20 protein-coding genes and 1 pseudogene are annotated in these 19,876 nt (G+C 54.3%); 8 read left to right on the top strand and 13 right to left on the bottom strand.

The window, feature by feature from the left end; genetic code table 11:
* The first annotated feature begins 108 nt into the window (after window positions 1-108).
* Together ACZ5SR_RS08860 and ACZ5SR_RS08855 are read left to right on the top strand one after the other, a co-directional pair.
* Window positions 109-1,284 carry an ATP-binding protein gene (locus tag ACZ5SR_RS08860; protein WP_464448394.1) on the top strand — a complete coding sequence of 392 codons (1,176 nt, stop codon included), beginning with the start codon at window positions 109-111 and terminating at the stop codon, window positions 1,282-1,284.
* A 4-nt stretch (window positions 1,285-1,288) separates the two neighbouring features.
* Window positions 1,289-1,462, top strand: a pseudogene (locus ACZ5SR_RS08855) (transposase); the annotation flags it as partial.
* An 18-nt stretch (window positions 1,463-1,480) separates the two neighbouring features.
* Here ACZ5SR_RS08855 and ACZ5SR_RS08850 read toward each other — a convergent pair.
* The 6 genes from ACZ5SR_RS08850 to ACZ5SR_RS08825 form a co-directional block, all read right to left on the bottom strand.
* Window positions 1,481-1,693, bottom strand: a complete 213-nt coding sequence (locus ACZ5SR_RS08850; protein ID WP_464448393.1) for a hypothetical protein — start codon at window positions 1,691-1,693, stop codon at window positions 1,481-1,483.
* Entirely contained in the window at window positions 1,690-2,355 is a 666-nt protein-coding gene (locus tag ACZ5SR_RS08845; RefSeq protein ID WP_464448392.1) for a hypothetical protein, read from the bottom strand. Before ACZ5SR_RS08845 ends, ACZ5SR_RS08850 begins: the two co-directional genes overlap by 4 nt.
* Window positions 2,356-2,563: 208 nt before the next feature.
* Window positions 2,564-3,133, bottom strand: coding sequence for a hypothetical protein (locus tag ACZ5SR_RS08840; protein WP_464448391.1), 570 nt, complete (start codon window positions 3,131-3,133; stop codon window positions 2,564-2,566).
* A gap of 4 nt (window positions 3,134-3,137) precedes the next feature.
* Window positions 3,138-4,004: a hypothetical protein gene (locus ACZ5SR_RS08835; protein ID WP_464448390.1), complete on the bottom strand. Its 867-nt coding sequence runs from the start codon at window positions 4,002-4,004 to the stop codon at window positions 3,138-3,140.
* Window positions 4,005-4,088: 84 nt separating this feature from the next.
* Window positions 4,089-6,026 (bottom strand): hypothetical protein, encoded by a 1,938-nt coding sequence (locus ACZ5SR_RS08830; protein WP_464448389.1) that lies wholly within the window; start codon window positions 6,024-6,026, stop codon window positions 4,089-4,091.
* A 9-nt stretch (window positions 6,027-6,035) separates the two neighbouring features.
* Window positions 6,036-6,962: a hypothetical protein gene (locus tag ACZ5SR_RS08825; protein WP_464451114.1), complete on the bottom strand. Its 927-nt coding sequence runs from the start codon at window positions 6,960-6,962 to the stop codon at window positions 6,036-6,038.
* A gap of 181 nt (window positions 6,963-7,143) precedes the next feature.
* Here ACZ5SR_RS08825 and ACZ5SR_RS08820 point away from each other — a divergent pair, with 181 nt between their 5' ends.
* Window positions 7,144-7,698 carry a hypothetical protein gene (locus tag ACZ5SR_RS08820; RefSeq protein WP_464448387.1) on the top strand — a complete coding sequence of 185 codons (555 nt, stop codon included), beginning with the start codon at window positions 7,144-7,146 and terminating at the stop codon, window positions 7,696-7,698.
* Window positions 7,699-7,822: 124 nt separating this feature from the next.
* Here the strand turns inward: ACZ5SR_RS08820 and ACZ5SR_RS08815 are convergent, their stop codons facing one another.
* The 4 genes from ACZ5SR_RS08815 to ACZ5SR_RS08800 form a co-directional block, all read right to left on the bottom strand.
* Window positions 7,823-8,152 carry a type II toxin-antitoxin system YafQ family toxin gene (locus tag ACZ5SR_RS08815; RefSeq protein WP_464448386.1) on the bottom strand — a complete coding sequence of 110 codons (330 nt, stop codon included), beginning with the start codon at window positions 8,150-8,152 and terminating at the stop codon, window positions 7,823-7,825.
* Entirely contained in the window at window positions 8,124-8,405 is a 282-nt protein-coding gene (locus ACZ5SR_RS08810) for a type II toxin-antitoxin system RelB/DinJ family antitoxin (RefSeq protein WP_464448385.1), read from the bottom strand. The genes ACZ5SR_RS08815 and ACZ5SR_RS08810 overlap by 29 nt, the downstream gene beginning before the upstream one ends.
* Window positions 8,406-8,476: 71 nt before the next feature.
* Window positions 8,477-9,040 carry a hypothetical protein gene (locus ACZ5SR_RS08805; RefSeq protein ID WP_464448384.1) on the bottom strand — a complete coding sequence of 188 codons (564 nt, stop codon included), beginning with the start codon at window positions 9,038-9,040 and terminating at the stop codon, window positions 8,477-8,479.
* Window positions 9,037-11,085 (bottom strand): DNA topoisomerase, encoded by a 2,049-nt coding sequence (locus tag ACZ5SR_RS08800; protein ID WP_464448383.1) that lies wholly within the window; start codon window positions 11,083-11,085, stop codon window positions 9,037-9,039. Before ACZ5SR_RS08800 ends, ACZ5SR_RS08805 begins: the two co-directional genes overlap by 4 nt.
* A gap of 225 nt (window positions 11,086-11,310) precedes the next feature.
* On the opposite strand from ACZ5SR_RS08800, the gene ACZ5SR_RS08795 reads away from it, so the two are divergent.
* From ACZ5SR_RS08795 to ACZ5SR_RS08780, 4 genes are all read left to right on the top strand, one after another.
* The gene (locus ACZ5SR_RS08795; RefSeq protein ID WP_464448382.1) at window positions 11,311-11,847 is read left to right on the top strand and encodes a hypothetical protein; all 537 of its coding nucleotides are present in this window, start codon (window positions 11,311-11,313) and stop codon (window positions 11,845-11,847) included.
* A gap of 291 nt (window positions 11,848-12,138) precedes the next feature.
* On the top strand, window positions 12,139-13,170 hold the full coding sequence (locus ACZ5SR_RS08790; RefSeq protein WP_464448381.1) for a lambda-exonuclease family protein: 1,032 nt from the start codon (window positions 12,139-12,141) through the stop codon (window positions 13,168-13,170).
* 101 nt (window positions 13,171-13,271) lie between these two features.
* Window positions 13,272-13,721 (top strand): hypothetical protein, encoded by a 450-nt coding sequence (locus tag ACZ5SR_RS08785; protein ID WP_464448380.1) that lies wholly within the window; start codon window positions 13,272-13,274, stop codon window positions 13,719-13,721.
* On the top strand, window positions 13,693-14,817 hold the full coding sequence (locus tag ACZ5SR_RS08780) for an AAA family ATPase (protein ID WP_464448379.1): 1,125 nt from the start codon (window positions 13,693-13,695) through the stop codon (window positions 14,815-14,817). Before ACZ5SR_RS08785 ends, ACZ5SR_RS08780 begins: the two co-directional genes overlap by 29 nt.
* A 413-nt stretch (window positions 14,818-15,230) precedes the next feature.
* Here the strand turns inward: ACZ5SR_RS08780 and ACZ5SR_RS08775 are convergent, their stop codons facing one another.
* From ACZ5SR_RS08775 to ACZ5SR_RS08765, 3 genes are read right to left on the bottom strand one after another with little or no spacing between them, the layout of a single operon-like run.
* Window positions 15,231-16,517 carry a c-type cytochrome gene (locus ACZ5SR_RS08775; protein WP_464448378.1) on the bottom strand — a complete coding sequence of 429 codons (1,287 nt, stop codon included), beginning with the start codon at window positions 16,515-16,517 and terminating at the stop codon, window positions 15,231-15,233.
* A gap of 11 nt (window positions 16,518-16,528) precedes the next feature.
* Window positions 16,529-17,251 carry a c-type cytochrome gene (locus tag ACZ5SR_RS08770; protein ID WP_464448377.1) on the bottom strand — a complete coding sequence of 241 codons (723 nt, stop codon included), beginning with the start codon at window positions 17,249-17,251 and terminating at the stop codon, window positions 16,529-16,531.
* A complete protein-coding gene (locus ACZ5SR_RS08765) occupies window positions 17,251-17,439 on the bottom strand; it encodes a DUF2970 domain-containing protein (RefSeq protein WP_464448376.1) in 189 nt (62 codons plus the stop codon). Before ACZ5SR_RS08765 ends, ACZ5SR_RS08770 begins: the two co-directional genes overlap by 1 nt.
* A gap of 188 nt (window positions 17,440-17,627) precedes the next feature.
* On the opposite strand from ACZ5SR_RS08765, the gene ACZ5SR_RS08760 reads away from it, so the two are divergent.
* Window positions 17,628-19,043 carry an aminotransferase-like domain-containing protein gene (locus ACZ5SR_RS08760; RefSeq protein WP_464448375.1) on the top strand — a complete coding sequence of 472 codons (1,416 nt, stop codon included), beginning with the start codon at window positions 17,628-17,630 and terminating at the stop codon, window positions 19,041-19,043.
* The last annotated feature ends 833 nt before the right edge of the window (window positions 19,044-19,876 follow it).

Here is a 19,876-nt window from a genome sequence, read left to right as displayed (position 1 = left end):
TTCTGCAGAATCGATCTCTAATCGGTTTTGCTTTGACGCAAAAAGGGTCTTTACAATAAATTATCTTGCATGGATAATTAGCCGTAACAAATAAATTAAGGTAATCCAATGCAATCAGAGCACCTTTTTCATCGGTATGAGTATGGCCAAGACATGGCTCAGCAGCTTCTGCGTCCCTCTGGGCTCCAGCTACAAGTCAGGTCAGGCGTTTTCTTATCGGGCATTCGACGCATTGGGAAAACGACCTTCCTCAAGCAGGACCTGATCCCTGCACTTGAGGAGATGGGAGCATTGGTTATCTATGTTGACTTATGGGCAGATCGCAGCAAAAGTCCGGCTGCTCTGGTTCACGAGGTGGTGAGAACGACGCTCTCCAAGTTGACGTCTCCTGGCACCAGTTTGCTGAATCGATTCAAGGGATTGAACATCGGAGCGGCAGGACTGACTTTTGGGTTCCAGTTGGACACCGTCGGAAGGGCCGATGGAACAACGCTGGCCCAGGTCTTCACCGAGTTGGTCGATAAGGTGCAAACTGATGTGGTTCTGATCATTGATGAAGTGCAACAGGCACTTGGCACAGAGGATGGGACAAATCTCTTGTTTGCTTTGAAAGCTGCGCGTGATGCCGTCAATACTCGACTTGGAACGCCAGGGCATTTGCTGTTTGTCGGCACTGGCTCACATAAATCGTTGCTGTCAGACATGGCCACCCGACGCTCACAGCCATTCGCTGGCGCGGTATCGACAAGCTATCAGCCACTAGGCAATGAATTCATACAGTGGAAGAAAGAGCAATTGGCAAAGGCGGAGGGAGTGAAACTGCCTTCGCAAGGCGTCATGTTGCAAGGTTTTATGGAAATGGGGCAACGTCCAGAAGAATTGCAGAACGCATTGATCCAACTGCAATCGCGTTCAGAAGATCCGGACGTCGCGTTCCCAATCATTTGTGCGACGCTAGCTTCGGCGGCAGCGGAACTCGAGATCGCCACGGTGGAGTCACTTGGCACGCTGGCATCCGTCATTTTTGATCGGATTGTTCACGGTAATGAGGAAGGGGAATCCAAGCTGTTTTCGACTGAAGCCGTTGCGAATTACTCGGACCAAATAGGTATCGGAGTCGATACAACACAGGTACAAAACATGGTGGACAGGATGATTGCAGCCAACCTCATCCACAGACGCTCACATGGTGTTTATGCAGTTGCAGATCCCTTTGTAGGTCTGGCGTGGCGTCGACGTAAGGCAATGAAAATTATGAGCATAAAACCTAGCCCTGCTGAATAGCCCGCTGTACCCGATTGTTTATCTGGAATGCATCTACGTCAAAATCCGCGACAAGGTCGTGGTGCGTGCCAGGGCCGTGTACCTACCGTTGGGCATCAACATGGCGGGAGAGAAGGAAATCCTGGCTCTGTGGATCGCCGAGGCTGAAGGAGCCAAGTTCAGGCTGCAATTGGTCACGTAGCTCAATTGGTGCCGACTAAAGCGAGGTATTCGCTTCTTCAATACGATTCGTCAGCCGATACAAAATCCCCTGAAGTCCGCAGTCACAAGTTCGACCGATATTTTTGCTTTGCTCAATCTCGCAGTCGAGTGCGTGTTGCCCCAGCCAGCGCAAATACGTTATCGCCTCTCCCATCAATTCGACGTCCGCCTGGCTCAGTATTGCTGAAGACTCCATGTGGGTGCTCATACAGTTTCCTTTGCGAGAGAGAAGCGTTGCGCGATTCGCAGCAGGAGTTCCTTATGTGCCTCAATTCGCCTCGTAGCCTTCGCTGTTGCCAAAACCTTTTTGTCTGAGATGCCGGCCGTCATGAGGGTGCGCTCAACCCCATCGGTTAGATTTTTAACGTCGCCCGAGAAGTCAGCTTTGACAGGGATCTCTTTGCCGTCAGCACTTTTGATGCTAGCCGCATGATTGATATACGAACGGTCACCACGCGTCACGACAGTCGGCCAAGCTGAGATGCGAATGTATTCACCTGGCTGGCAGTTATCGAGTTTTACGATCAACCGTTGCGCCACGTCACCTTTCAGATCCAGAGACAACAGCATCGACTCATCCATGAACTGCAGGCCAATTCGCAGCTTGGGATAGGTATTGCCCGAGTTGTCTCGGTTTTCCACAAAAGCTACATGGACGAGTTCCCCTTCTACTTGAATGGGCTCAATGCCAGCTTTACGCAACTCGCTCATAGCTGCTTCTGTCGCGCCACCCGGCTCACCCCCAGAAAATCCACGCTTCCAGGTGTCTTCGCCGACACGTGTGCGAGCAGCACTCACCGCAGCGGCCAATCGGTCGTTTTGAGCATAAAAGCCACCGACCAGAGTGGAGTAAAGAATCAGTGATTTCATGAGGCCTATCCTAAATTATGTGGGAAACAAGATTTTGCTGTTGCAAATATCATAACGCAACCGGGCCAAAAGGAGAAGTTTTAATGTTCTGATTGGCTTAGAAAAGACTCGAACCTAATCCTCAAAACCCAAGGCCTGAGACGGAAAAAACGGGCCACAGCCCGATTCAGTTATTCATCCTGCCCGGTCAATCCTGAACACATCACCTTCAGTTGAGCAAGCAATAGCCCGATCGATGCAGGCAATCTTTGGCGCTTTGCCATTCATCCTGATTGGCGAACTGCTCAGGCGGAAGGATCACGGAGCCAATGCTCCGTTTGCTCTGGTGGGACGCGCTATCCCACGCCAGATCATCGGCGTAAATGGGATCGTGGTTGCTGTCTATGAGAACTACTCGACCAGCGCCAAGGTAATAGGCACTCACACCCGCGTAGAAATGGGGATAGGGGCTTGCTAAAAGCATCCGTTCAGCCAACTCATACGGAGCGTTGCCAGGAAATGCCACAAAGAAGGATTGCCCTTGGGTGATCATGTGTTCATCCCACGGGCGTGAATGGATGAAAACCGGGGTGTCACTGGGTTCGGCTACGTGTGCGAAACCATCCAAGGCCAAAGCGGGAAGGAACTCGTGCCACTGTGCAAAAGGCTTGCTTTGAACCACCGCGCGCATGCAGCGATCGAGGCTAAACAGCGTTTCATTGGCCAACTCATCGACTTGCAGGAAAACCATGTCTGGTCCATGTGGCTGGATGCTGCTCAAACCGATGATGTGGCTCATGTCTTTATCCCTTTGTGTCACCTAGTTTGGCCGCCTCATCCACTGCAGCCTGAACGAGGTCCAGCGTCTTGATGGAGCGAGGCGCTTTGTTTTGCGAATACCAGCGAAAGAAAGTGGTGTGGTTGATGCTGGGCTCATGCGTCAGCACATCTTTTCCGGCTTGCTTGGTCGTTTGCATCAATACGGCGTACTGAAGCACTTGGCCTACTTTGAGCTTTTCGCCGTCCGTGACCTCAAGCGGTTGAACAGGGTCTAGCCCAAATTGATGGGTTTCACCTTCATCGGTCACGATCTTGCAGATCAGCTGGTGCCCTTTGACCGAATCGATTTTGAATTTCCCGCTGACAGTGGCGAGAACGGGACGGCGGTAAAAAGGTGCGATGCGCTTGGCAAGAGACCTGGTCGGTGACGTTGTGCTGTCACTCGGGTCGATGCCCAAGGTCTTGTACCAACGGTTCATGATGGTTTGGATGTCCGATTTGGGCGCAAGCTGGCCCTGGTCTTTTTTGAATTTGTAGAGGTTCTTCAGACGCAATGTCATCAGTGCGATGAACTCTTCTTGCATGACCCAACCTTGCAGGTAGGAGGACATCAGCACGCTGCCCACTTTGTGCCAGGCAGGGCTGCCGTCCATACTTCGGCGGAAGTTTTTGGACTGGTGAACCTTTTCGTAGGCATTGAGCTCGGCAACAAGTTGCACGGTGGTCAATCGCAGCTTCTCTTTGATCTCCCGCATTTGCACTGTTTTGGGATGCTCAGCGTTTGGCCCCATCTTCAAAAAACGGGTTTTTGGTGCGATGAGCAGCTTGCCAGAGCGAGGTAGCGCAGGCATGGTGAAGCCGGGGATCAGAGAGATTTCTTCTTTAAACATGGTGTGTCGAACTGTTGCGCTTTAAGCCTGCATCCCTGGCATATTTTTCATATTTTTGCCATTATAGTTATTGCAACACATCTATCAAGGACTCTTTTCTGATTGCGTTTTGTAGATTTTCCGATCGAGCTGTACGACGTGTGAGTCAGGGTGTCGGAGGCTTCTTTTGATCTTCAAAATCCCAACCTCTGCATGTTCCTGCTGAGGTGTTTCAAGTTCTTCTATCTGAAGGCCCAGAGACTGGAAAAACGCATCATGACCAACGACCGCAATGGCTACGCTGTCTTCGGCCGCGACAGAGATGGTTTTATTGAGCAATGCGATCTGAATCCGGTAAGTGATCTTTTCGTGGGAGAGCTGCTTGTGATTCTTGGCTGAATTTCCGACCAAAGTGGTGATGTCTACACCGACGTCTTGTCCTTTTTCGCCAAGGGACTCGCTGGCGATGGCGTCATCAACCGATCTGCGCGATTTGTTTGGCTGGCGACCCAACCTGAATCCAGCGAATCTTGGAATTGAGCGGCTGTTCGGATAGGCTTGAAGTTTGGCCATGCTCTGCCAATCGGTCACATCCACAATGAAGGCGGAGGACAAGACAAGGCCTGGCGCAGTATCAATGGGATCTGTTGCGCCATGGAACTCAATTTTGTAAAGGCAACTGGTGGCGGGCCTTTTGTTGAGGCGTGGACCTTCATCAAAGCGAAACAGGAATGAATTCTCATCAAGTGCTTCAAGCACCATTTTTGTAAGCGGACTACTTTTCCCATCCCTCACATTGAGCTCAGGCTTGCCCAGGAATGCGGAAAACACTTTGACGAACTCAATCTCGTCAATGATGATGAGTTGGCGACCTCCACCGAAGCTGTCATCTTTGTATTTGAAACCGACGCTCCGTACAGGTGAGCGTGCATTGACCGGCATTTCCATGACAAAGAACTTGGTCAGTGCGTGGAACAGGTTCACGGGTTCAACGATCTCTTCCAAGCTGCTTGTTTCTGCAACTGCAGATGGAGCTTGCGCAAACGAATAATGCACGCCGTTTTCAATTGCGCTGGCCAGCCGATCGCATTCACCTAACAAATTGAACAAAGCTTGCAGTCGGTCAGAGGTCACAACTGCTGGGCTTTTGGTCGACATCCTTTGCACTGGCAGTTTGGAAGCTTTGTCGCTGAAATAAAGAATGGTCATCAGTGTTGACCGATCCTCACGGTCAATGTCGCATCTCCAGAGCTCGGGAAGCCTGCTCACTTCTTTGGCGCTTTGGGGAACATGCCCTGGATTCAGCATTTCGGGTTGCTCTTCTTCATTGAAGACGATTTTGCGAATTTTTCCGAGGTCGTGTGACAAGGCCAGCAGCGGAATCAAGGGGTCCACAGGGTTGAGCTTGAAGTGGATGTCTATGGCGCGTCGACCATGTCCTGGAACATACATGTAGTGGGGTGCTCTGTGGCCCATCAGTCCAAACACCAACAAGGAGTGCATCAGCAAGGACCGGTCTTTATGCCTGTCAATCCCCGCCGGAGTATTTAGGTTGCTTGGCTCCAGCATGGTCATGGCCAAAGCATCAAAGCAAGCGATAAGCGCTGGGTTTCTTGCACGTGCCTCTTGACTCAAAAAGGGTCCGAGGAGGTTTTCGAACACCTGCCCACTTGCCAACTCAGGCGGGCAATGTGCTTTTAGATCGTCGAAGCAGTATTGTTCAAGTCTGGGCAGAGCAGAGCACTGAATGGGAATAGGGCCCAGAGAGGACACCAGTGACCCCCATTGGCAGCCAAAGGCGTCCCGCTCGGATATTGGAAGTGCTTTGTCTTTTCGATATTTCAGAGCCGCAAGGCTATTGACTTTTAATTCAGTCGATTTGGCCTCTGCAACCCAGGCTCCAACCAAGATGGCTGCAAGCCATGGGGCCAAAAAGTAGAAATTGAAGCCATTCGTCCAGAAGAAAGCGGACAGGACACCTCCCCAAAAGAGGCATAGCCCGATGACCACCGCGGGTACGCGGCTGGGCTTGAGTGTTGCCATATCGTCGGGTCAAAGGCTTGCGATATCAGTCATCGCCTTTTGTTCATCTGCCGTTGGCGTTGGATCCGGTGCTGTTTCTGCTTTGGATACAGCCGTGCGTGCGCGTGAAGCCGCAATTTCTTCCGCTATTTCAGCAACCCAGCGCGGGATGGTGCTTCCAAAGTCAGTGTCAAATTGCGCTGGATCCTTGGGCGATGTGATGCGAATGTAGGTCTGAATTCGCTTGGTGGGTTGGCCTTTTTCGTCCAAGATTGGAATAGGTTTGCGTTCAGCATCGAGTTTCAAGCGTCCGTCCTCATCCACTTCAAGGGCCGGCACACTTCGAAACGCGTACTCGCCATCGACATAAATCAGTGATCCATACTTAACGCGCGAGACCATGGCAGATGCGTTTCGCGCTTCGTAAATCAAGGGGATGATGTTGCTGGGGTTAGCGTCTTGGCGCAGATCGATGTGAAAACGGGGGCTGTCGCCATCTTCAAAACGCGCCCCAACGACGACGCCCGCCAACATGACTTGATTGTGGATCCTGGCGCTGGAGCTTTTACCTAGTCGTGTTTCTTCCGCTTCGGCGGAGGTCTCGCCGGTTCTCACCAGATCTTCAACTGTTCGCAATTTTGCGTTGAATGAACTCAGGCGTTCGGTGCTTCGTGCCACAAGAACAGCATCATGGCCGCCAAACTTGTTTTTTTGACCGACGACAGAGGCGACGGTGTTGGTCATGCCTTTGAGCACGCCCAATGAGTTGGGGACCATGATGGGGAACTGCACCGTGGCGCTTTTTCGCACGATGGCTTTTACATATGCCGGTGTTGTGGCGTTTGCATTGCGTGCGGCTGCATCAGGAAGGGTGACCTCGCCAATCTGAAAGGAGACGTTTTTAAAGCCCCCGAAGAATGTCAACTGGGCCGGTTTTTTTCGCTCGGCCAAGGTCAAGGGACGAATTACACTAACCATCGTTAATCTCCTTTGATGTTGCAAACATCATAACCATATCATAAGAATGTGATGAGTAAAACAGGAAAGCGATCCGGTTAAGGTTGGCGTTACGTTGCAAATATGCTTATGCTTGGAGCTTCGGCATAATCCCGTCTTGTGAGCAATGCCCCTTAGGACCATGCCAAAAGTAACTAAACCATTAAAGCCCGTAAAAGCGGTCGCCAAATCACGTAAGTCTCTGGCCCATTTGGACCTTGGAGATGAATCGTCACAGGGTGGCGGTGCGTTTTTTGCGATTCAAAACCCCTTGATCCATCTGATTGATGAGTACCTGCTGACTCATCCTGTTGATGGAAAGAGAATGACGCTGAAGGTGTTCAGTGAAAAGTCCGGCATCTCGGTGGGTAACCTGACGGCCATCGTCAACGGTAACCGCTGGGCCGCCAAAATCAGCCGTGATGCCATTGAGCGCTTGGCCACTACTTTGGAAATTCCTGTTTTGCAGGTTTTCGTGTTGTCTGGGTTTCTCTCGAGCGACGATCTGGTGTGCCGAACGGACATTGAGGAGACGGTGAATGCTATCTTGCGTCGAATGTCTCGCGACAAGACGACAGCTCAGCGCTTGCCTGGTGAAGAAGAGTGGATGAATTGGCCCTTGAGTGCCAAAATTTCCATGTCGATGATGTACGAAGCCCTGACGACGAAGACACTGTTGCGTTACACCATCAAGTAAGGCCAGGGGAAAACCCAGACCAGAGAGCCGGCCCATGGGTCGGCTTTTTTATGGGTGGCGCGAGTGACGCGAGTGGATTGAATAGTCTCGAACGGGTGACGTTGTCAAGGAACGTCATTCACGTCTATGAGAAGAGCTCAGAGTGAGTCCCGCTACGCACAAAAACCACCAATCCAGTCTTGCCCGAATCATCGACTCTGTAAATCAGTAGGAAGTCGCCCCCTATGTGACATTCACGGTGACCTGCCCAGTCCCCCGTTAAGGGATGGTCTAACCACTCGGGTGGTAGCGCCCCATCGTTCGCAATCAGAAGAAGCATGGCTTCTTTGAGCCCATTCATGTCGTACCGACCCGAATGGGACAAGCGTTGCCAGTCCTTCAGAAATTCTCTGGTGTAGTCCGAAGCCCGGGGCAGGCTTGACCGTTTACTTGCTGCTGGCTTTTTCGAGGCCATTTAACAACGCGTCAGCGGTTTCAAAGCGAGCGCGGCGGCTCTGAATAATCTGATCAGCCTCAGCGATGGCGGCACGACTGATCTCATTCGGTGCTTTGATCGCAAATGGCATCTCTTTGTCTGCAACGATGCGGGTCAAGAACACCCGAACCGCGTCAGAAACAGTCAAGCCCATGGAGCTCAGCGTTTCAGTCGCCTGAGCCTTGATTTTTTCATCTACCCGGACATGAATCATTGTTGTGGTTGCAGCCATGAAAGTCTCCAGAAGTCTCATTTGAGATACATTGTATCGCAATTTTATTTCGGCGAATGTTTGGCTATCTCTCAGGAAGCCGTCATGGGCTCGCTCGCCTTGGGTGGCCGACCCAGTCGAACCCTGTCCCTCTTGATGTCATCCGGCCAGCCGATAAGGCTGAGCTTTTCCGCAAAGCGGCGTTTGGCATTTTCAAGGTCAATTCGGCGCTCGTTTTGCTCACCCTGGTTTTCTTCCATCGACGCGCTTGTCAACCTGTCGAGCAACCCGTCATCGTCACCATCTACCCCTTGAGACGATGACAAGCTGATTTCTTCGAATGCAATCGAATGAGTTGCTCGCTTGCCCCAGTTGGACACAACCAATTGACTGACCCGATACAGCACGAAGTAAACATCGGCGACAGATTCGAGGCGTTGAAGCATCTTCATCTGCATGACCACAGCAACTTCAGAGATGACATCGTCAAAAACGGACAAGCTGACACCGCGTTTGAGCATGTGCTGCCGCACGATGCCTTTGGTCCGCACGCAACCGAGCAGTGCCCGCGAGACCTTCGCTGATGTAGTCCATTGGTCACGTGAAACTTCCTCGAGGGCCAATTCCACGGTCCGATAGATTTTCTTCTCTGTCATGTAGTCTTTACTTTCCTTCGGGTGGGGCTTGAGCGAGTTGTCGCCGTTGCTTTGCCACGATGGCGCTTTTTCCTGCCAGCAAGGGGGGCGGGCAAGTCCTCGGGGCTGGGCATTCTGGCAAGGGCTGATCCGTCTTTGGCGGAACGGAGCACATGCTCGACCAGGCGTGCGAGCATCTGTTGGTACGCCCCGTAATTGAGTTCACCTTTGTGCAGCGCTTCAAGCTGGCCTTCGAACCAAGCGGTGAGGTCTGGCCGGATGAGCGTTTCAGACACGCTCTGTATGTACCCAAATGCCTTGGGGGTCGGGAGGTAGGTGATGATCTTTTGGCCGCGATCTTCAGCAACGAGGCCTGCTGTAACAGCGCGGGCAATGATGCTGGCCCTCGTTGCGGCAGTGCCCAAGCCCTCGACTTGCTTTAGGCGTGCTTTGACCTTGAGGTCAGTCGCAAACAGGTACGCCTTCTCCATCGCCTCAAGCAAAGTGATGGACGTGAACCGACTGGGTGCCTTGGTTTGTTTTGTATCCAAATCAATAGGGCCAGCAAATCCCACATCGCCCTTGTTGACAGGCGGTAGGTTGACCTGTTCGTCAGAGTCTGGGTCAGCCCCTTTTTCTTTGATGGCATCAAGACCTCCATAAAGAGTTCGCCATCCAACGGCCGTAGGCTGCCGCCCTGTAGCTCTGAAACGTTCGTCGAGGACATGAACCTCTAGGGCAGTATCCAAATACTCGAAATAGGGAAAAAATTGTGCCAGGTATTGCCTACAAATCAGTCGGTACACGTCACGTTCGCACTTGCTCAAAGCACTCACCGGGCAGGATGTAGGCAGGGGCATGATGGCAAAATGCTCGGCCAGCTTCTTGTCGTCCCATGCAGCAGACTTGCGGCTTGCATCCCAACCCGAGGCGGGGTGCCACGAGCCTGCAAAATTAGCAGTGATGTGTTTAATGACGAATTTGGCTTTGGCGTGTTCAGACTCTGGAGCGAACTGGCATTCGGTTCGTGGATAACTGATGAGTTTGTACTTTTCGTAGAGCGCTTGGGCTGCCGAGAGCACTTCATCTGGCGAGTAACCCATCCGTGCCGCCATTTTCTGCAATTCAACCAAAGATAAAAGCAGCGGCGGGCGCTCTCTTTTGGATACCGTATCAGCCAAACCGATGGTTGCCTTCTGCTCATCGCACTTGGATTTGATGTTGATCACGAACCTGCGGTCTATGACAAGCTTACCCGTGGGATCGAACTGCGCCCCACCCTCCCCGTTTACCGGTTTGATCCAAGTAGCCACGAAGCTGGGGTGCTGGCCAATCCGGATCTGGGCCTTCAGTCCGTAGTGCTCTTTAGGCACGAAGTCTTGGATGTCTTTTTCTCGTTGCACGACCATGCCGACGACTGGCGTAACGACCCTGCCAATGTTCAGGATCCCCTTGTGGCCTTTCTTCCACCAAAGTGCCGAATAGGCCCTGGTGGCGTTCATGCCAATCACCCAGTCCGACTCTCTTCGGGCCAGCGCTGCCATCCCAAGGTTGGCGTATTGCACGTTATCAGCCATTTTTCGCCAGGCTTCTTGGATTCCGTCGATGGTTTGGGCGTGAAGCCAAAGGCGCAGAACGGGGCCTTTGAAATTAAATTGGCGCAGGAGGTCATCAACGATCAACTGGCCCTCACGGTCCGGATCTCCCGCGTGTACGACAGTGCTTGCTTGGGCCATGAGTTCTTTGATCTTGGCCAACCGCGAGCGTATGGATTGAGTCAAGCTGCTGTTGACCACTCTGCCCTTCTCTCTCTGGAAATTGGGCTCGAGGATGAACCTGTCCGGCAGGACTGGTAGAGGTTCAATTCGCCATGGGAAGTCAAAGGCCTGACCGTACTGCTCAGGTGATGCCAGTGAAAAAAGATGCCCTTGCGCACCGATGACCGTGTACTGCCCTACGTGCTGACAAAGCCCATCAGACCGGATCTCTTGGCCAGACATATGGGACAGCGCCTCAGAAATGTCACGACCCATGGACGGTTTTTCGGCGATGACGAGGGTTTTCACTGTCGTAAATTAAATTAGATGTTGCGGTTATTATATTGCTGTGACCGAAAAAGGGACGCGCCATGAAGACGGCGCAGTAGGTCGTCAGAGACTTTTTTTCAGGGCGACATATCCATTGCAGTCACCCGGCAATAACGCTGGCGGCCACGGCGAAAGCCGTTTATCGCGGAGGCTCGAACTGCTTGTTCTTGCACCGCACTTTGAAATCCCAATTGAGGAGAAATCATGAGCAAGCAATCCCTGTTGACCCTGGCCAATTTCAACCTGTTTCGCAACACGAATCAGGACATTGAGTTCAGTCTGGCCAAAGAAAGCCGCGTTCAAGCGCAGTACTCGGCCTATGACAAGTCCAAGGGCTACGATGTGCGCGGTATCCGTGCGAAGTCCGGAAAAGGTGTCACCTACATTCGTTTGTCCATTTCGATGGTCAACGACAAAGGTGTGCGTGAGTACCATAACGGCGCACTGTTTAAGAACGAAAAAAAGCAAGCGGAAAAGCAACCTGACTTCCAAGGCTCAGTCAATCTTGACAACAAGACTGACGGCCCGAAGTTGCGACTGTCTGCCTGGAAGAAAAAAGGCGAAAAAGCTGGCGACTACTTGTCGATCAGCATTCAGGAGTTTCAGAGCAAGGATAAAGCGGTTGACAAAGGCGCTCCCGCTTCTGATGACCCCTTTGACTTCAATGACGTTCCTGCGACAGTTGTTCCCGCCCCTACTGGTGGTGAAAACAGCGTCGATGATGACGATATCCCGTTCTAAAGAGAAATCTTTTTGAACAGTTGCCTGTGATCTTCGGATTACTTTGGTCAAACCCAAAACCGCTCCTCGGAGCGGTTTTTCTTTGTCTGGGCTGAATCCAAGACACCTTAATTTGATGGTCTACGCACGCATTTCAAAAACACAGTGATGGCGGAAAAAGGTGGGCAAGAGGTCCCCTGATTGCCTGCGTCTAACCTTGGTGCCTCTCAAGAGCGGATCATTTTCTCAACCGATACATCTCCCCTTCAGTCACAGCAATCCCGCTGGACGGTTTCACGAGAGGAGATCGAGATGAAAGAGATTGTTCTGGAGCAGGGCACCCCTGCATGGTTGGCCTGGCGTCAAGGTCTTGCATTCGATGACCTGAAGGGTAACCACCATGCCGCGCTCAATGGACCACGCATCACAGCGACAGCCGCCAGTGTCTGTGGTGGCCACTCACCCTTTTCGACATCCCATGAGCTGTGGGGAGAGATGTTGGGTTATCGAAAGCGGCAGTTGGCCACGTTTGCGATGCAACGGGGCAGCAACTTGGAGCCCAAGGCACGCCAAGCCTACGCGACGCTGGTAGGCGAGGATTACGAGGCCATCTGTGTGGAGTCTTCGCAGACTTCTTGGATTGCAGCGTCACTCGACGGTGTCGATATGCTTCGCACGCGAGGGGTAGAGATCAAATGCCCTATTTCTGCACGTGTTCACGATATGGCCATGTTGGGGGAGGTACCTCCCTATTACTTCGACCAAATCCAGTGGCAGCTTTTGGCTACCGATAACCAGCTCAAGGAGATTGATTATTTCTCCTTTGCCCCACAAATCGGGGTAGCAGCCCCGATAACGGTGGGGATTGACCCTCAGCGACAAGCCGAGTTGCTGGACGCTGCGATGAAGTTCCGGCTCGCTGTGATGACGCGCACCCCACTGTCCGGCAGCGAGTTTGAAATGGCTGCTAAAGCTTTTTTGGTGCTGAACCGACGCTGCAAGGCGTTGGAGGAAGAGCTCAATTTAGCTAAGGAGCGCGTCAAGGAACTCGCAGCTGGAAAACCTACACAAGGCGGCGGGGTCATGGTGACTGTTTCCTCAGGTGATGGTCGCGTGGCATGGGAGAAAGTGGCGAACGATCTGATTGCCCGGCTTGGCCTGTCTGAAGGTGAAGTGGACTCCTTAAAAGACGGCTACAAAGGCAAACCGACATCGACTATTTCCGTCAAGGAAGCGGCTGATGCTGATGCCATTTACGGCGAGATTGTTTCTCTTCAGTGGTCTGAAACAAGTGCACCTGTTTCAAGCCCACAGATGGAGGGTCAACCCCAGCCTATTTGGTAATGTGCAACCCCAAAACAGCTTCTTCGGAGGCTGTTTTCTTTTTAAGGCGACATCTCCATGGCAGTCAGAGCAATTTCGCTTTGGCACAGCAGGAGAGGAAGATGATTTATCCACAAATATTCGTACGCAAAGAGCCGACCACAGACGAGCTTTCCCTGAAAGCGGGTCTTTTTCACCGGTCTGATTTGGTCGCTTACTCCGACAGTATGTGCAGCAAACGGTTGGCCCGATGGGCATGGTTTCAGGCTTCGAGGCCGCGTACAAAAAATGAAACCGTCTTGGTCAACATGGTTCGCTATGAGGTGACGTGGATGGAGCCGATAAAAAGTCGGGACATTCGGTTGAAAGAGCAAGGGATGCAGCAACTCTTTGAGTCAGCAGTACCTGATGATCAGGTTGAGAGCTACCCGATGACACTCTTGGATGCGCTGGAAAAGCTACTTGCTTTGCAGATGCAGACCTGGAAGTTGGCAGGCTTCACAGACGGGCAAATAAGGGCCTCACCGACCTTGAAGCCGATCTTTGACACAGTTATGGCACACAAGTCATGAATTTCAAAAACCCCTGCCCGGCTTCGTGCCGGGCTTTTTCTTTGCCATGGACATCTCCAAAGCAGTTTCAGCAATTTCGCTGACTCGCAACTTGGAGAACAACATGACTCTTATCACTGAAGCTTTTGGCTATGCAGACGAACTATTTGGCTTTCAGCGCTTTCCCGACGAGGTGCGTGAGGCTTCACGATTTCCAATCAAGAATGGACCGGCGCTGTTCGTTCCTGACCGCGATGACGCATATGTGTTTCGCAAGGAGCACCTGCGGATCATGCAGTTTTGGGCGGCCGGCGCAGAGAAGAATATCCTTCTTCAAGGCGAAACCGGTACTGGCAAGACCACCCTCATTGAGCAGGTGGCCGCCAGGTTGAATTGGCCGACTTTTACTGTTGGTTGCCACGGTGGCTTGGAATTTCAGGAACTCATTGGCCGGGTGACTTTGCAGCCTGACGGATCTACCGGTTGGGCAGATGGTCCGCTGATCGCCGCCATGCGAAATGGGGGTATTTTCTTGCTCGATGAGATGAATTTCCTGAAGCCTGAGGTTGCTGGGGGCCTCAACACTGTGTTGCAAGCGACGTCTTACACGATCCCTGAAACCGGTGAGACTATTTGGTCTCACCAGGACTTCAGGATCGCTGCGACTGGTAATGCGATGGATGGCGTTGGAAAAGGCGCATATCGGGGCACTCAAACCACGAACATTGCACTCTTGTCTCGCTTTTCGTTGGGGATCCGTGTGGCCTATATGTCTATCGCCGATGAGCAAAAGATGATTGAGGCGAAAGCCCCAGGCATCTCTGAAAACGTCGCAGCCTACCTTGCAGAAGTAGCTGACATGGCAAGAAAGTCTCACGCTGACGGGGTTCTCAAGGCCCCTTTGTCTCCGCGAGAAACAATTGCTTGTGCAAGGCGTGCACGGGCTTTTTCCGGCAACACCACAGGTGATGCTGCGATGCAGGCTCAATGCGCGGCCATGGCGGCTTCGCTTGAAATGACCTTCTTGTTCCGTTGGGCACCGGAGGAACGGCAGGAATTTATGAGAGCAGCTACTTCGGTGGCCAAGCGTATGGGTTTGCCCATCATGCTTGAGTGAAAGCAGCCCATGAAACCCCGCTTCGGCGGGGTTTCGTCTTTGTGGGTTTGAGGTGTGAAGAAAGTTGCAGTAACTGGAATCCCTGAGGTCTTGTGGGGCAGCTCTGCGGCGGAAGCGGTCGGTCATCGCAAATGGCGGAGTACCCAGTCCGGGCCAACAGGGGACCTTCCCCAATGACTGCTAAAGGGACCTGTAAATTCAGCGTTATCGATCTTTGGCGGTAACCGAGCGCGAGCGGGCGTTCAAGCCATTTTCTAATCGGTCTGCTTACGTGAAAGTGGTGCAGGCACACTTTTCAGATTCAAGTATCCAAAATCCTACTTCATTGGCCGTGTAGTTATTATTCCTGGTGCGCTGGCCACTGCCCCCCAAGGCCTTGCCGTGTGCCAGCCAGAGAGGGCCGCCGATTCGAGTCATTTCACCAGGTGCACGTCCAATGCCGAGACGGGCGGCGCCGCATTTCCCCACGACTGACGCACAAAGGTGCTGACTGCAGCGATGTCGTCATTGTTCAAGATCTGTGTAAAGGGTGGCATGCCAAACGGCTGCGGATTGCCGGCGGTGCTGGGGGAGAAGCCGCCCTTGCGGATGATCTGCACCAGATTGTTGGGCGAAATCAGAAGCACGGCGCGGTTGCCGGCCAAGGCCGGGTAGATGGACGCAACACCTTGCCCCTTGTTGCCGTGGCAAGCAACGCATTGCTGCTCGTAAATTTTGGCGCCACGGCCCAAAACATTGGAAGAGGCGCGTGGCGCTTCTGACTTGCCGCCGTCTCGCACCGGTAGGCTCGCCAGGTACTCCACCATGGCTTTCAGGTCTGACTCGGTCAGGTGCTGTGTGCTGTTGTAGACGACCTCAGCCATCGGGCCTGAGACCGTCGCGTGGCGTGCCACACCATTCTTGAGCAGATTCACCGCCTCCGCCCGTGACCATTTTTGAAAGCCTGCTTCGTCCGGGCTCGCCAGCGACGGGGCGTACCAGGTTTCATCCGGCATCAGCCCGCCAGCGAACTCGCCGTTCAGCCCGGTGGCACCCAGGGCGTTGCGGCTGGAATGGCAGGCAGCACAGTGCGCCAAGCCGTCGACGAGGTAGCGTCCGCGGTTCCATTCGGCAGTCTTTTGTGGCTCCGGCGTCAGAGTGCCAGGGCGGAAGAACAGGGCCCGCCAAACGGCCAGTGCGGCTTGGGTGTTGTACGGAAACGCAAGTGCATGGGCCTTGTTCGCCTGCACCACCGGCTTCACCGTGCGCAAGTACGCGTACAGCGCGTCAGAGTCTTCGCGGGTGACCAAGGTATAGCTAGGGTACGGGAAGGCGGGGTAGAGCAATCGGCCATCTTGGCTGCGTCCGTGGTGCATGGCACGCCAGAACTCCGCCGTCGACCAACTACCAATGCCCGTCGTCGGGTCTGGTGTGATGTTGGGCGTGACCACCGTGCCAAACGGTGTCTCCATACGAAGCCCACCGGCGTACTCCTGCGCCCCCTCCGTGCTGTGACAACCCATGCAGTTGCCTGCGCGCGCGAGGTAGGCGCCCCGCTCAACCGTCAAGCCGTCGGGCGCTGCGGTGTCTGGCGCATTGGAGTCCAGTGGCATCTCGCCACGTACGTTCAACCAGCCCGCCAGCAGCGCCAATACGACAAACAGGCCCGCCGTGCCCACTAGCCACCGCAGCCATTGGCGCTGCTCCCAGTTATGTTTCATCCGTATATCCATCACTGCTCCGCACTCCCACATCGCATAGGTAGCGCTTGGGCAGACTGCGGGGCTGTTTTCGTGCCACTGGGCAGGGTCTGCGCCGAGAGCCACTTGGCCAAAACCGACACTTCATCGAGGGTCAATTGCATTGCGATGTCCACCATGCAATCGGGTTCCTTGGCCTGGGTTTGTCCGGTTCGCCATGCGCCCAGCCGCGCCGACAGGTAATCCGCTGGCAGCGTGAGCAGGCCGGGCATGGCGGGTTGCTTGCCTGCCATCTGTTGGCCGTGGCAAGCAATGCACGCGGGGAGCTTGCGCTCGGGCGCGCCGTGTAGAACCAGGTTCTCTGCGGTTTGCTGTTCGCTTAGCGTCAATTTGGTGACTTTGGCCGGCGGGTACGGAAGATCCAGCTCGGCGAAGTACTTCGCGATATCGCGCAGGTAGTCGTCAGACATGTGTTGCACTAGGTGATTCATCGCCTCGTACTTGCGGCGCCCGGTCTTGAAACTCTGCAACTGGTTGTACAGGTAGCCTGCAGGCTTGCCCGCGATGCGCGGAAAGTAGCCTTGGTTCGTGGCGCGGCCTTCTTTGCCGTGGCACACCACACAGGCCTGCATGCGCTGAGCCATCGTGTTCTGAACGTTGGTCTCCGACGGGGCTGGCGCGCTGTCTTGCGCCCACACGGAATGCAGACCTGCCCAAAGGAGCAAGACTGCGGCAATAGGGTGGATGGCGCGCATCACTGAAGTGTGCTCACGGCTAGGTTCGCCAGGCCGAAGAGTGAGAAGCCGAAGATGGCCAGAATGACCGCAGCCACTACCAATAAGCCCAGTGGCTTGACCTTGGACAGGTCTTCGCGGTTGCTGGTGCGACTACCGATTCCAAAAAAGCTCCACAGCACCGTGCGGATGTAAGCAAGCAGTTCCATGTAATCACCTCGGTTGGTACTTTGCCTGAATTCGGGTTTTGTGTGCAGCCTCAGATTAGTGAAAAAAGTGCGTATCAGTTGCCATTGAATTCGGAAAACGCCTGCTCGTCCTCCAGGCGGAACAGGCGTACGTCATTCATCTGCTTTGTAAAATCAGCATAGATAGAAAAAACCATATCAGTTGATGCATGAAACTCTTTGAAACCTATGCCGGGGAAATTGCGGACCTGATCCGCAGTGGTGTTTTGCGGCCCGGCGAACGGTTGCCCTCGGTGCGGCAAGCCAAGCTGCAGCGAAAAATCAGCGCATCAACAGTCTTTGAGGCCTACAGCCTCCTGGAGGCGCGCGGCCAAATTCACTGCCGCCCTCGCTCAGGCTACTACGTCACCGAGCGCAAAGGCCCGCGGGCCCTGGAGCCGCACACCGCAGCGCCGGCCACCGAATCCCGGCCTGTCGCGATCAGCGATCTGGTGTTCGAGGTACTGGGCAACACCCGCAACCTCAACTTGGTGCCACTGGGATCTGCCTTTCCGTCACCGTATCTGTTTCCGCTGGACAAGCTTGCCAAGGGCTTGACCCCCCAGATGAAAAGCCTGGCACCCGCGCAGCTGACCGAGCATTTGACGGTGGGGGACGAAAAGCTGCGCCGGCAGATTGCCTTGCGCTATGGCACCTCGGGTCACCACGTCGAGCCCGCCGAGCTGGTGATCACCAACGGCGCCATGGAAGCCCTCAACCTGTCGCTACAAGCCGTCACCCAGCCGGGGGATGTGGTGGTGGTGGAGTCCCCCGCGTTTTATGCAGCCTTGCAAGTGCTGGAGCGCCTTAAGCTGCGGGCAGTGGAGGTCGCCACCCACCCGCGCACGGGGGTGGATCTGGATTCGTTGGCCGAGGTGTTGCGCCTGCATGACGTCAAGGCCTGCTGGTTCATGCCCAACTTCCAAAACCCGATGGGCTGCCTGATGCCGCTGGAACAAAAGCAGGCGCTGGTGCACCTGTTGGCGCAGCACCAAGTTCCCTTGATTGAAGACGATGTGTATGGTGAGTTGTACTACGGCCACCACCGTCCCCCGCCCGCTAAGGCGTTCGATACGCAAGGGCTGGTGCTGCACTGCAGTTCGTTCTCAAAAAGCCTGGCGCCGGGCTACCGTGTCGGCTGGGTGGCAGCCGGGCGCTTCGCGGAACAACTCCATCGCATCAAGCTCATGTCCAGCCTGTCCACGGCGATTCCGCCGCAGCTGGCCATTGCCGCCTATCTGGAGACCGGTGGGTTTGACCGGCATTTGCGGCAGATGCGCTTGCGACTGGAAGACAACGGGGCCACGGCACTGCGCAGTATCGCGCGGCACTTCCCCCGCGAGACCAAGGTCACACGCCCACAAGGCGGTTACTTTTTGTGGGTCGAGTTGCCCCGTCGTATGGACGCGCTCCAGGTGCATCGCCGGGCGCTGGCTGCGGGCATCAGCATCGCGCCGGGGCATTTGTTCTCTGCAGACCAACGCTTTCACCACCACTTGCGACTGAATTACGGCTTTCACGACAGCACCGAACTATCGCGCGCTCTGCAGACTTTGGGCGCATTGCTTACGTCTGCGGACAAGTAGTGGGGGCGGGCTCTGCTGCAGTAGCAGATGTCGCAATATGCATGCAAAGCGACTACTCGGGGTAGAGTAGAGATGTGGCGCGGTAGAGCCGTCATGAAGCTGTTTCTGTTTGCCGCCTCGTAGCTACGATTCGGTGCCTTCTGTTGCCCCAAGTCAGTACTCCCCGTTTCCACATCCCCCTCATCAAACCGGACGTGCAGATTTCCCGCATCCGGCTTTCGGACAAGACATCACGCCTTCGCCCACGCCTGCTCACGCCCCTAACGCTCAGACGTACGAGCCCAAAAAGTGCTCGTACAGGTGCGGAAGTGGATAGCTCCCCCCTTGCGATTTCTGAACGGTTGCCGGGTGCGCAACCACCAGAGCATCCGCGGTACTGCGGGCTTTGCCCACCAGCGTCGTGGTTGCACCAGTTCGCCAGACTGCCTCACCTGCCACAGTCCTGACTTTCGACTTCGCTTTCGCGTGTAACGCCGTCCGCGCACTCCGAGCGTTTATCGGAGTTGATAGGTTGCCCAATCTCCCGCCCCTTTGCACTTGTTGCGTTCGCCCTGAACTAAGGCCCCTTCCCTCCACCGGCGTTACCCGGTCTCACAGGTACTACGGGCCTATCCGCCACCCCAAGATGCCCGGCCTGTCCGTCACCGGCGTCCGGTTGGTCGTCCCCGACCACACCATGGGGTTTCCCGTGTTGCGCGCGCTTTCCTTGTGTACATGCTGCTGCCACTACCCCGGCACGGCAACCATGTTCATATTGGCTCAATCCCATGGTTGTGTCAGTCTTCCCCACATTGGCTAATGGGTCGACCCGCGCATTGACCTTTTCGAGGATT

The sequence above is a fragment of the Limnohabitans sp. TEGF002 genome, assembly GCF_055395845.1.
The sequence above is the reverse complement of the archived record's forward strand: the minus strand, read 5'-3'. Positions and strand labels throughout refer to the sequence as shown.

Excerpts from the sequence above, each read along its gene's own strand:
- ACZ5SR_RS08860 (WP_464448394.1), top strand. The coding sequence starts at position 109 with ATGCAATCAGAGCACCTTTTTCATCGGTATGAGTATGGCCAAGACATG.
- ACZ5SR_RS08850 (WP_464448393.1), bottom strand. The coding sequence starts at position 1,693 with ATGAGCACCCACATGGAGTCTTCAGCAATACTGAGCCAGGCGGACGTC.
- ACZ5SR_RS08845 (WP_464448392.1), bottom strand. The coding sequence starts at position 2,355 with ATGAAATCACTGATTCTTTACTCCACTCTGGTCGGTGGCTTTTATGCT.
- ACZ5SR_RS08840 (WP_464448391.1), bottom strand. The coding sequence starts at position 3,133 with ATGAGCCACATCATCGGTTTGAGCAGCATCCAGCCACATGGACCAGAC.
- ACZ5SR_RS08835 (WP_464448390.1), bottom strand. The coding sequence starts at position 4,004 with ATGTTTAAAGAAGAAATCTCTCTGATCCCCGGCTTCACCATGCCTGCG.
- ACZ5SR_RS08830 (WP_464448389.1), bottom strand. The coding sequence starts at position 6,026 with ATGGCAACACTCAAGCCCAGCCGCGTACCCGCGGTGGTCATCGGGCTA.
- ACZ5SR_RS08820 (WP_464448387.1), top strand. The coding sequence starts at position 7,144 with ATGCCAAAAGTAACTAAACCATTAAAGCCCGTAAAAGCGGTCGCCAAA.
- ACZ5SR_RS08815 (WP_464448386.1), bottom strand. The coding sequence starts at position 8,152 with ATGGCCTCGAAAAAGCCAGCAGCAAGTAAACGGTCAAGCCTGCCCCGG.
- ACZ5SR_RS08810 (WP_464448385.1), bottom strand. The coding sequence starts at position 8,405 with ATGGCTGCAACCACAACAATGATTCATGTCCGGGTAGATGAAAAAATC.
- ACZ5SR_RS08805 (WP_464448384.1), bottom strand. The coding sequence starts at position 9,040 with ATGACAGAGAAGAAAATCTATCGGACCGTGGAATTGGCCCTCGAGGAA.
- ACZ5SR_RS08795 (WP_464448382.1), top strand. The coding sequence starts at position 11,311 with ATGAGCAAGCAATCCCTGTTGACCCTGGCCAATTTCAACCTGTTTCGC.
- ACZ5SR_RS08790 (WP_464448381.1), top strand. The coding sequence starts at position 12,139 with ATGAAAGAGATTGTTCTGGAGCAGGGCACCCCTGCATGGTTGGCCTGG.
- ACZ5SR_RS08785 (WP_464448380.1), top strand. The coding sequence starts at position 13,272 with ATGATTTATCCACAAATATTCGTACGCAAAGAGCCGACCACAGACGAG.
- ACZ5SR_RS08775 (WP_464448378.1), bottom strand. The coding sequence starts at position 16,517 with ATGAAACATAACTGGGAGCAGCGCCAATGGCTGCGGTGGCTAGTGGGC.
- ACZ5SR_RS08770 (WP_464448377.1), bottom strand. The coding sequence starts at position 17,251 with ATGCGCGCCATCCACCCTATTGCCGCAGTCTTGCTCCTTTGGGCAGGT.
- ACZ5SR_RS08765 (WP_464448376.1), bottom strand. The coding sequence starts at position 17,439 with ATGGAACTGCTTGCTTACATCCGCACGGTGCTGTGGAGCTTTTTTGGA.
- ACZ5SR_RS08760 (WP_464448375.1), top strand. The coding sequence starts at position 17,628 with ATGAAACTCTTTGAAACCTATGCCGGGGAAATTGCGGACCTGATCCGC.